At 45.9% G+C, this 10,322-nt stretch carries 11 protein-coding genes; 10 read left to right on the top strand and 1 reads right to left on the bottom strand.

Annotated elements, in window-relative coordinates; genetic code table 11:
• Positions 1-366 (bottom strand): PadR family transcriptional regulator, encoded by a 366-nt coding sequence (locus tag DCMF_RS16445; protein WP_148135421.1) that lies wholly within the window; start codon positions 364-366, stop codon positions 1-3.
• Between the two features lie 252 nt (positions 367-618).
• Between DCMF_RS16445 and DCMF_RS16440 the strand changes: the two genes are divergently transcribed.
• From DCMF_RS16440 to DCMF_RS16400, 10 genes are all read left to right on the top strand, one after another.
• Positions 619-855, top strand: a complete 237-nt coding sequence (locus tag DCMF_RS16440; protein WP_148135420.1) for a hypothetical protein — start codon at positions 619-621, stop codon at positions 853-855.
• Entirely contained in the window at positions 845-1,897 is a 1,053-nt protein-coding gene (locus DCMF_RS16435; protein ID WP_148135419.1) for a radical SAM family protein, read from the top strand. Before DCMF_RS16440 ends, DCMF_RS16435 begins: the two co-directional genes overlap by 11 nt.
• A gap of 88 nt (positions 1,898-1,985) precedes the next feature.
• Positions 1,986-3,221 carry an ABC transporter substrate-binding protein gene (locus tag DCMF_RS16430; protein ID WP_418219658.1) on the top strand — a complete coding sequence of 412 codons (1,236 nt, stop codon included), beginning with the start codon at positions 1,986-1,988 and terminating at the stop codon, positions 3,219-3,221.
• Complete coding sequence (locus DCMF_RS16425; protein ID WP_148135417.1) at positions 3,221-4,102, top strand: ABC transporter permease; 882 nt, start codon at positions 3,221-3,223, stop codon at positions 4,100-4,102. Before DCMF_RS16430 ends, DCMF_RS16425 begins: the two co-directional genes overlap by 1 nt.
• Positions 4,092-4,898, top strand: a complete 807-nt coding sequence (locus DCMF_RS16420) for an ABC transporter permease (RefSeq protein ID WP_148135416.1) — start codon at positions 4,092-4,094, stop codon at positions 4,896-4,898. Before DCMF_RS16425 ends, DCMF_RS16420 begins: the two co-directional genes overlap by 11 nt.
• A gap of 13 nt (positions 4,899-4,911) precedes the next feature.
• The gene (locus tag DCMF_RS16415; RefSeq protein ID WP_236860045.1) at positions 4,912-5,931 is read left to right on the top strand and encodes an ABC transporter ATP-binding protein; all 1,020 of its coding nucleotides are present in this window, start codon (positions 4,912-4,914) and stop codon (positions 5,929-5,931) included.
• A 225-nt stretch (positions 5,932-6,156) separates the two neighbouring features.
• Positions 6,157-7,914: a sigma-54 interaction domain-containing protein gene (locus DCMF_RS16410; RefSeq protein ID WP_236860044.1), complete on the top strand. Its 1,758-nt coding sequence runs from the start codon at positions 6,157-6,159 to the stop codon at positions 7,912-7,914.
• Between the two features lie 183 nt (positions 7,915-8,097).
• Positions 8,098-8,268, top strand: coding sequence for a hypothetical protein (locus DCMF_RS29280; RefSeq protein WP_214658667.1), 171 nt, complete (start codon positions 8,098-8,100; stop codon positions 8,266-8,268).
• A gap of 61 nt (positions 8,269-8,329) precedes the next feature.
• Positions 8,330-9,430, top strand: a complete 1,101-nt coding sequence (gene pylB / locus DCMF_RS16405) for a methylornithine synthase PylB (protein ID WP_335582352.1) — start codon at positions 8,330-8,332, stop codon at positions 9,428-9,430.
• A gap of 32 nt (positions 9,431-9,462) precedes the next feature.
• A complete protein-coding gene (locus tag DCMF_RS16400; protein WP_148135414.1) occupies positions 9,463-10,263 on the top strand; it encodes a methyltetrahydrofolate cobalamin methyltransferase in 801 nt (266 codons plus the stop codon).
• Positions 10,264-10,322 lie beyond the last annotated feature (59 nt).

The following is a 10,322-nucleotide window of genomic DNA, read 5'->3' as shown; positions in this document are numbered from 1 at the left end:
TTATTTTGTTTTTTCAATAATATGGGCTAAAAGTTCACCAATATCTTTAATATACTGCCCTAAAGTGTGTTCCCAAGTTTTTAAACAGGCTGTTCCCTTATTGGTAATCGAATATACTTTAACAGGTTTTTCTTTTTGCGTAATTTTCCAATGGGAAGAGATATAACCGGTTTCCTCCATGTTTTTCAGCATCCGATAAAAGCCGGTTGGATCAAGTTTCCCATATCTTGACATCGTTCCCTGATTTACATGCTTTAAAAGCTGCAATCCGTTTAGTTCCTGATCATATAACTCCAACAGAATGGAAGGACGGATAAATTTATCCAGATAAGCTCCTTCGCAGGCACATTTTGACTGTTTCATCATATCCCCCGCTTTTTTATTTTAATTATTGTAATACGTTCTGCTTTGAAAAACAAGGTATCCGGACGATCCCTATCTTAGAGGCTATTAATACTAATTTTATTGTATTTAGAAAAAAAAACCAGATATGATTGACTTCTTTTACGCACAAATTTATAATATTTTTGTAATATAGACTTTGTCTGGTATCAGACAAAGTCTATATTACTTTCTTGCTGATAATAAGATTTATACAAGAATCGGGGGAAGGAGGTCATGATAGACAAAACAGGAAATAGCGCTATTGCGACCGGAAACAGCTGCATCACCGCCTTTTCTCCCGGGCAGGATACAAGCGGCGCTCTGGCCGGGCAGAATTACCGGTTGCCCGCTATCTTTACGAAAAGGCCGCTTATTGGTATGATCATAGAAAGGAACCTGTTTATCAGATCTATTTTGAGGGCAGATACCGGATCAACCGGTAAAGAAAGAGAGAAAAAAGATGAAAATTGAAGCCGAATTGCACAGGATACTAGAAAAAGCCTGGTGCAGCATCCCGCTGACCCGGCAAGACTGTAAATACCTGCTGTCTTTGGAGGAGACAAGCTTTGCGTCCGGGCTGCTCCGCAGCACGGCCGGCAGTATCATCCGGAGTAAAAACGATAACTCCGCCGTTATCCTGGGACAGATTGGCGTAGATATATCTCTTTGCCCGGGGGGCTGCAAATTCTGCGTTTTTGGGGATGGACACACGAAATTTACCTCCAGTCATATGAGCGAGGAGGAACTCTATGAAAAGATAGAAGGCTTTTGCAAATTTGGCGACCTGTATGGTCTCTATTTGATGACCATGCATCAGTATGATCTGGATCATTATTTGCGCGTCATTCGTCAGGCCAGAAAATCGGCTTCTGAAACGACGCAGATCTGGGCGAATGTAGGAGATTCCGGTCTTGAAGCGCTCCAAGAAATCCGCAAGGCAGGTGTCACCGGGATCTATCACGTCTGCCGGATCGGAGAGGGGAAAGACACCAATTTAAAGCCGGAAGACCGTATCCGGACCATGCGCCATGCACTTGATGCAGGCCTTGAACTGTATACATGCTGTGAGCCCATCGGTCCGGAACATACCGTAGATGAACTGGTGGACAATATATTTATCGGCGTAGAAATGGGCATCACACAGCATGCCGCCATGCGCAGGGTGGCGGTTCCGGGAACGCCTCTAGCAAAGTACGGCCAAATCAGCGAGTTAAGGCTTGCCCACATTGTGGCCGTAATCGCTCTCTGTTCTCTTACCGTACCCACCATGGCCTACATCGGTGTTCACGAACCCAATGCGCTCAGTTATGCCTCCGGCGCCAACATCATTACGGCAGAAAGCGGGGCAAATCCCCGGGACTGCCAGGGCGATACCTCTAAAAATCGCGGCATGGATATGGCCCGCTGCCGCAAAATGCTCTTTGAGTGCGGCTTTACTCACATCCGCCGGGGCGATGAGAGCAAGATCCCTTTGAATTTAGAATATCTGCACCAGACGGATTCCTTAAACTAGTTGGACCATTTTTCACAAAGTCTAATATATCGGAAAGTTGACGGGCATAAATCAAATTTTAAATAAATGGAGAAGGGTGTTACATATGATAAAAAAAGTAATTTATTTACTGTTGGTTACAGTGGGGGCATTATTTATCCTTGCAGGCTGTTCGGGCGGGAAAGAAGATGGGGCCTCCAAAGAATTTGACGTCAATACCGATTTTGACACCATGATCGAACAGGCAAAGGGCACAACGGTCAGTTTTTACGGATGGGGCGGCGATGAACAGAGAAACAAATGGCTGGATACTACGGTAGCTTCTGCTTTAAAAAATAAGTATGACATCACCCTGGAGCGTGTGCCCATGGATATTGACCAGATTCTGGCCAAGCTGTCCGGCGAAAAACAGGCGGGACAGGAAAACGGCTCTATTGATATGATCTGGATCAACGGGGAAAACTTCTATTCCGCCAAAGAAAACGGGTTGCTCTTTGGGCCTTTTGCCGATAAGCTGCCTAATTTTCAAAAATACATTGACGCTGATGGGGCAGAAATCCAAAAGGATTTTGGTTATCCCATTGAGGGATATGAGGCCCCCTATGGCAAGGCGCAGCTGGTTCTAATCAATAACAGCGCTGTGACCCCCGAAACACCGAAAAACACGGCGGAGCTTCTGGAGTATGTGAAAAAATATCCGGGAAAGGTTACCTATCCTGCTCTGCCGGACTTTACGGGCAGTGCTTTTGTGCGCAATGTCATCTATGATATGGTGGGCTATGAACAGTTCATGGATATGCCGGCCGATAAGGAGACGGTCAAAGCTGCCATCGAGCCGGCATTGGCTTACCTTAGAGAGCTGAACCCCTATTTGTGGAATCAGGGAAAAACCTTCCCGGCTACTTCTACCGAGGTAGATAACATGTTTGCCGACGGTGAACTGGTCTTGAACATGAGTTATAGCCCCTATTCCGTTGCGGTCTCGATTGAAAAGGGTATTTATCCGGATACGGCCCGGTCTTTTCTCTTCGATAAAGGCACCATCGGCAACACAAACTATATCGCTATTGCCGCAAACTCGCCGCACAAGGCGGCCGCCATGGCTGCGATCAACGAAATCCTTTCCGCTGAGTTGCAGGCAACCCAATTCTCCGAACTGAAGGCCTTGCCTGTGGTGGAATATAGCAAATTGACGGCTGATGAAAAAGCCTTATTCGATCAAGTGGATATCGGCAAGGGGACGATTCCTCAAGATGAGCTCCTTTCCAAAAGATTACCGGAAATGCCGGCACATTTGGTTCCGCTCATTGAGGAAATCTGGGCGGAAGAGGTGGTAGGCAAGTAATGGGCCGCTCATCTCAATGGACCCCCTACCTGCTCCTTTTGCCTATACTGGTACTCGGCTTTCTTTTCTTTTTAGGTATCGGCAATGCCTTGATCCAGAGTCTGGGATATATTCCGGCCTTTGATATGACTGATTTTACGCTTCAGTATTATCAAGAGGCCTTCCAGGAGCCAACCCTGCTCGCCTCTATCCGGGTCAGTCTTGTCATTGCTCTGGTTTCATCCGTACTGGCAACGATATTCGGCGTGCTGCTTTGCGCTGCTCTTGTTTTAAACGGCAAGGTGGGGGGGAAAATCTTGCAGGTGATCAAACTGCCTATTCTGATCCCCCACATGGTTGTGGCCTTATTCGTGATCATGTTCTTCTCTCAAAATGGCTTACTGGCGCGCATTCTTTATGCTTTGAACCTTCTGCATGTACAGGGAGACTTTCCTGCCCTCTTATTCAGTACAAACAACACAGGTATTATCATCGCCTATCTATGGAAGGAAGTCCCCTTTGTCGCTTATTTTGTATTGGCGTTAATGGCAAGTATTAATACCACACTGGGTGAGGCCGCGGAAAACCTGGGCGCTTCGGGAATAAAATCTTTCTTTTATGTGACCCTGCCTCTCTCTATGCCGGCGGTGCATAAAGCTTTTTTAATCATTTTCGCCTTTTCCTTTGGCGCTTATGAGCTGCCCTTTCTGCTGGGGGCAACTTTACCAAAGGCCCTGCCCGTTCAGGCCTATATCGAATATATCGATCCCGATTTACGCCACCGTTCCTATGCGATGGCGATGAATGGGGTAATGCTGTTAATAACACTGGCCATATCCGCAGTTTATTATTTACTGTCCGGAAAGACCAATCAAACAAGTGGTGACCGGAATGAGATTTAAAAAGCGCAGGTTGCTGCAGATGTTTTTGTATACCTCAGTTTTTTCTATTGTGGTACCTCTTTTCCTTTTGCCGGTCTGGAGTTTTTCCAGCCGGTGGACCTGGCCTCATCTTGCACCGGAAGGGTTTTCCCTGCGTGCCGTGGAGGAGCTGTTGGGCCCTCATAACCATGTGCTCTCTGTACTGCTTTCCAGTATGGGACTTTCCTTCATTGTGGCGGTGCTTGCGGCCGTCATTGGCATGATGACCGCCCGGGCCCTGGTATTTTATGATTTTAAGGGCAAATCGCTGGTTTCATTTGGCACCATCTTGCCGATTATTGTTCCTGGTACGGCTTTCGCCATGGGCATCCATGTGGTATTCATACATCTGGGATTGGCAGATACCTTTCTGGGCGTGATCCTTGTCCATTTGATCTATGCCTTGCCCTATACGGTAAATATTATGACAGATCTCACCCATGCCGTAGGGAAAACGCTGGAGACGCAGGCCCAGGTTCTTGGCGTTCCACCGGGAAAGGCATTTTTCTATGTCACACTGCCCCTGATTATGCCGGGAATGATGTCTGCGGCCAGCATGGGGTATATCATCTCATTCAGCCAATACTTTTTAACGCTGATGATCGGAGGCGGCAAGGTCAAAACCCTCACCATCGTCATGATCCCCTTTATTCAGGGCGGGGACCGGACCATCGCTTCTGCTTATGCTTTGTTATTTATCCTGTCCACGATGATTGTTTTCGTTCTCATCGAACTCTGTATGAAAAAATTTGTTTTCTGGTATGGCAAGATGGACTAAAGGAGGGAGACTGTTGGAGCTCTCTTTGCAAAAAATCTCCGTGTCTCTTTCAGGGAAAGAAATCATCAAATCTGTCAGTCTTACGGTAGAAAACGGCACCTTCGTCTCTCTTTTGGGGGCATCCGGCTGTGGGAAAAGTACGCTCTTAAAAACCATTGCCGGGATCATTCCTCAATCCGGCGGTTCGATTATACTGGACGGGAAATGTGCGGACAAATTGCCTCCTTACAAGCGGGGCACCGTGATCGTCTTTCAGGATTTCCGCCTGTTTCCCCATCTGACGGCAGAAGAGAATATCGGCTTTCCTTTGAAAATGCGTGGGGCGTCTAAAAAGGAATATTTGAAAACCGCTGCGGAGCTGTTGGAAAAGGTGCAGCTGAAAGGCTTTGAAAAGAGCAAGCCTCATCAAATGTCCGGCGGGCAGATTCAGCGGGTGGCCCTGGCCAGGGCGCTGGCCGCAGGGCCCAATGTGTTGTTGCTGGATGAGCCCTTTTTCAGTTTGGATGAAAACCTGCGCCAGGATATGCGCCACCTGGTGCTTAGACTGCAGCGAGAGTTTAAGATTACCACTGTGCTGGTGACCCATGACTGGCAGGAAGCGTTAAGTATGTCTGATAAAGTCGCTCTTATGATGCATGGTGAAGTGGTGCAGTATGACACGCCTGAGATCATCTTTGAATCTCCCGTCAGCCGTGAAGTTGCTGAATATTTTGGAGATGCTGTCTATGTAGACGGCAGCATCAAAGATCATGTTTTCACAAGCGACATGATCACATTCCGCGTAGACCGGCCGGACGGCCTCTATCAGGCCATGTTTCGTCCCTCCGCAGTACGGATTGGTTTCACAGGTGAGAAAAATTTTCAGATTTGTGAGATGAACTACAAAGGAGAAAACTACAGCGCTGTTCTGGCGCACAAAATTACCGGAAACAGGATCAATGCCAACGTTCCCTCTCCTTGTAGGCTTCAATTAGGCGATTTGGTGTCCCTATCCTTCGATCCGGATAGAGCCGTCCTGTTTCCCCATCCATGATAAGCCCTCCTCTTTAAGGGAAGTCTATTTTTGGTAATCCGTTAACTGTCCTCAAGTCATTTACATAGCGCAGGGAGAGATAAACACCCCCGTCTGTGAGAAAGATTAATTTCATCGGATGGAAAAGAATTTCTGAAGGAATTAACCGATAAAGGTCAAATATTATCTTCACAGACTTTATCACTTTACAGGAATGAAGCTGACTAAATGCGGAGGTGTGCAACATTGAATCTTGATATGACATGCCAAAGGCAGTTGCTGGAACAAATCATTCAGGAAATAGATGAAGCAATTTTAGTTGTGGACAGTTCCGGAGTGATTAAGCTCTGTAACGAGCAAGTTTTCCAAGTGTTAGGAATGTCGGCTTCTGATGTAGCGGGAGCTGTTTTGGACGAAATTATGCCGGGTTTGCATTTAATAGAGCATAGTTCCCAGGCCTATCTCATTCCTGAGAGAGAGCAAATAATCAATGTGAAAGTAAGGATTTTAGATGATGAAAGCCAGGAAAAGCTATATTTACTTGTTTTATCCAGGGGTGATCAGGATAGGGAGAGAGCAACATTGCTTCGGAAGGCCTATGAGGTTGCCCTTGACAATATTGATGAGGGTTTAATCATTGTGGACGGGGAAGGAAGAATTGTTTACCTGAATCAGGTGCAACTGGAGTTTGATGAACTAAAAATGAAGGAGATTAATGGGAGATACACCTGGGATGTTTATCAATTCAACCGGGAAATCAGTACCTTGTTAAAAGTACTTGAGACAGGACAATCGTTCGGGGATTATGTCCATTACTATATCACCAATGGGGGACAATATGTCCGGGTGACGGGCAACAATTTTCCTGTGACCATTGACGGCAAGGTGGTTGGGGCGGTAGCGGTCTACCGGAATTTAAAGAAAAGTGAGGAAATGGTGGGTAAGATCATTGAACTGCAAAAGAAGCTGCACCAGCACCAGATGGAACAAGGAATGGCATCTTTCGACACCGGTTCAAAAAAGAAATATTATACCTTTGATGATATCTTAGGAGAAAGCGAGCACATTCAAGAGGCTTTATCCTGGGCGAGAAGAGCTGCCGTTACGGAGTCACCTGTATTGCTTCTGGGTGAGACCGGGACCGGAAAGGAAATGTTTGCCCAGAGTATTCATGCGGCCAGCAACAGATCGAAGAACCCTTTTATCGCCATCAACTGTGCGGCGATTCCGGAAAGCCTTCTGGAAGGGATTCTTTTCGGTTCGGTAAAAGGGGTTTATACCGGTGCCAATGACCATAAAGGATTATTTGAAGAAGCCGATACCGGGACACTTTTTCTCGATGAAATAAATTCTATGTCCCTCAATTTGCAGAGTAAGCTCTTAAGAGTATTGGAAGAAAGAAAAGTGCGGCGCTTAGGAGGAAAAACGGAGATTCCTGTGGATGTCCGTTTAATTAGCAGTTGTAATTTGGAGCCAAACCGGGAGATCACGTCTCAATTACGGAGTGATTTGTTTTTTCGCTTAGCGGTTGTAACCATTAAAATACCCCCTCTGCGCATCAGGCGTAACGACATTAAACTACTGGTAGAATACTATATCAATTATTTTAACGAGCTATTTGGCAAGAAGATATGCGCGGTATCTCCCAAAATTGAAAAATTTCTCAAGGACTACAGTTGGCCGGGAAATGTGAGACAGCTGAAACATTGGGTGGAATGTGCCATGAATCTGGTCCCGGAGAACGAGAACATTCTCGATGAAAATTATACCCCCAAGGAAGACCATATTTTTAATTTTAACAACAATAAACCACAAGAAAAAATAGAGGATGGTCCCTACGGCATAAAATATAGAGACATTGTCAATCAGATTAAAGAACAGGAATGTATTAAAATCAAAGAAATGTTAGAACGCCATAAAGGCAATATTACGAAGGCCGCTCATGAGATGGGAATGAGCAGGCAATCCCTCTTGTACCGGTTGCGCAAGTACGGAATGAAATAGGTTCAATTCATAGGCGGATGAAAGATCAGATGGGATTCTAACAAAGGGGAAATTCAGAAAATAGTAAAAAAGAGTAAAAAATCGCAGAATGAATTCTGCGATTTTTTACTCTTTTTATCGTTTCCTCTCTGCCTCCTCAAGGTTTTCCTAGGGAATGGCTTTCTGAAAAACGTTACATAAACGATGAAAAGGCAAACACGGGCGAAAGAAATGGCGATCCGAAAAATTGGCACATGTTTTGCAAAAACATGTCAGTACCAAAAACATTTCTCTTTGGTGGTTTTGAAGGAGGGGATTCATGAAAAATATTTCACGGCAGGAATCATGATGAAGCAGGAAGGAGAAAAGATGTAATTTTCGGAAATTCCGGAAAACAGACTTTTTCCCAGAGATGTTGCGAGAAGGTGGGTGTTTTTTGAGCCAGGAAACTTATTACTTAGACAATTTGTTGGATCAGGGGCTTTCAGGCAGGCCGGTTTCCCCTGAGAAAATCATGTTCTTACTTAATTTAAATAAGGACGAGGATCTGGAAAAACTTTTTCAGGCTGCCCGGGACAGGCGGGAAAGGTATTTTGGTCAAAAAATCTTTCTCTATGGTTTTATCTATTTTTCTACCTGGTGCCGCAATGACTGTACCTTCTGTTATTACCGCCGATCAAACCCGGAAAGCAACCGGTACCGGAAAAATGTTGATGAGACCATAGAAGCGGCTGTCAGATTAAAAGAATCCGGTGTTCATCTGATTGACTTAACCTTAGGAGAGGACCCTTTTTACCAGAGACAAAAGGGATTCGATGATCTGGCAGACCTGATCAGCCAAGTAAAAAGGGAAACCAAATTACCTGTAATGATCTCTCCGGGAGTTGTTCCGGAAGATGCCTTGAAGAAATTGGCCGCTGCCGGTGCCGATTGGTATGCCTGTTATCAGGAAACCCACAGCAAAGTGCTGTTTAACAAGCTGCGCATTGACCAAAGTTATGATGCCCGGTTGCACAGCAAAAAAATGGCCTTGAAAGCAGGCATGCTGGTGGAAGAAGGCTTATTGACCGGGGTAGGCGAGTCCCTTTCTGATATCCTGATTTCTCTGGAGCATATGTCCCGCATGGGCGCCCGCCAGGTTCGGGTCATGAGTTTTGTGCCCCAGAAAGGCACCCCCATGGAAGGATGGAGAACTTCTTCCCGGGTCCAGGAATTAAAGGTCATTGCCGTGATGCGCCTGCTTTTCCCGGACCGATTAATTCCGGCATCTCTTGATGTGGACGGGATTGACGGACTGCAGGACAGAATAAAGGCAGGGGCAAATGTAGTTACTTCTTTAATCCCCCCCCAGCTTGGTTTTGCCGGAGTGGCCCAAAACAGTAAAGATATCAATGAAGGCTATCGGACGGTTTACGAAGTAATCCCCATTTTGGAACAAATGGGTTTAACAGCAGCAAGTCCGGGGGAATACCGATCCTGGGTCAACCGGGAAAAGGATAAATTACGGGAAAGCAATTACAAAACAAAAGGTGCCTGATGGAATCAGGAAGGAACAGGAGGATGAAGTTCATGCTTATTGTGGGAGAACTGATCAATACCAGTCGAAAGCAAATTAATGAATTAGTAGAAGCACGGGATGCGGCGGGAATTAAAAAAATTGCCCTGGACCAGTTTGAGGCCGGCGCAAACTATATCGATATTAACTGTGGAACCCAAGTTTTTGACGAAATTGAGACAATGGAGTGGTTGGTAAACACCGTTCAGGAAGCTGTGCAGGCTCCCTTGTGCTTAGACAGCCCCAACCCGAAAGCGATTGAAGCCGGACTGGCCTTAGTCAAGTATGGCCAGCCCATGATTAACTCCATTACGGGAGAAAAAGAGCGCTATGAGCAAATTCTGCCTTTAGTGTTAAAATATCAAGCCAAAATTGTCGCTCTCTGCATGGACGATCATGGCATGCCTGAAACGGGAGAAGACCGCATGAAGGTGGCCCGCGCTTTGTATAAAGGTTTAACAGAAGCAGGGGTTCCGGAAGAGGATATCTATTTTGACCCTTTGGTAAAGCCCGTCAGTGTCAGCAACAATGCCGGGATCGAAGTTTTGGATACCGTACGCTTAATTACCGAAGAGTTTCCCCGTGTGCACAAGATCTGCGGGTTGAGCAATATATCTTACGGACTGCCGAACCGAAAAATATTAAACAGGCTTTTCACCGTACTAACCATGGGCATGGGCATGGATGGATACATCTTCAATCCTTTGGATAAGACCATGATGGGGTTTGTTTACGGGACGCAGGCCCTTTTAGGTAAAGACAAGTTTTGTATGGGTTATTTAACGGCCCATCGCAAAGGAATGTATGCGGAATAAAAAAGCAAGATGCGGAAAAATTTTCGGAGGTGAAAGAAGTGGCAAGGAATTTACACGCA

The organism is Candidatus Formimonas warabiya (assembly GCF_002777255.1).
GTDB lineage: Bacteria > Bacillota > Dehalobacteriia > Dehalobacteriales > Dehalobacteriaceae > Formimonas > Formimonas warabiya.
This window is presented reverse-complemented; position numbering and strand designations above follow the sequence as displayed.

Coding starts and splice junctions, on each gene's coding strand:
- DCMF_RS16400 (WP_148135414.1), top strand. CDS start 9,463: ATGCTTATTGTGGGAGAACTGATCAATACCAGTCGAAAGCAAATTAAT.
- DCMF_RS29280 (WP_214658667.1), top strand. CDS start 8,098: ATGAAAAGGCAAACACGGGCGAAAGAAATGGCGATCCGAAAAATTGGC.
- DCMF_RS16425 (WP_148135417.1), top strand. CDS start 3,221: ATGGGCCGCTCATCTCAATGGACCCCCTACCTGCTCCTTTTGCCTATA.
- DCMF_RS16440 (WP_148135420.1), top strand. CDS start 619: ATGATAGACAAAACAGGAAATAGCGCTATTGCGACCGGAAACAGCTGC.
- DCMF_RS16445 (WP_148135421.1), bottom strand. CDS start 366: ATGATGAAACAGTCAAAATGTGCCTGCGAAGGAGCTTATCTGGATAAA.
- DCMF_RS16420 (WP_148135416.1), top strand. CDS start 4,092: ATGAGATTTAAAAAGCGCAGGTTGCTGCAGATGTTTTTGTATACCTCA.
- DCMF_RS16435 (WP_148135419.1), top strand. CDS start 845: ATGAAAATTGAAGCCGAATTGCACAGGATACTAGAAAAAGCCTGGTGC.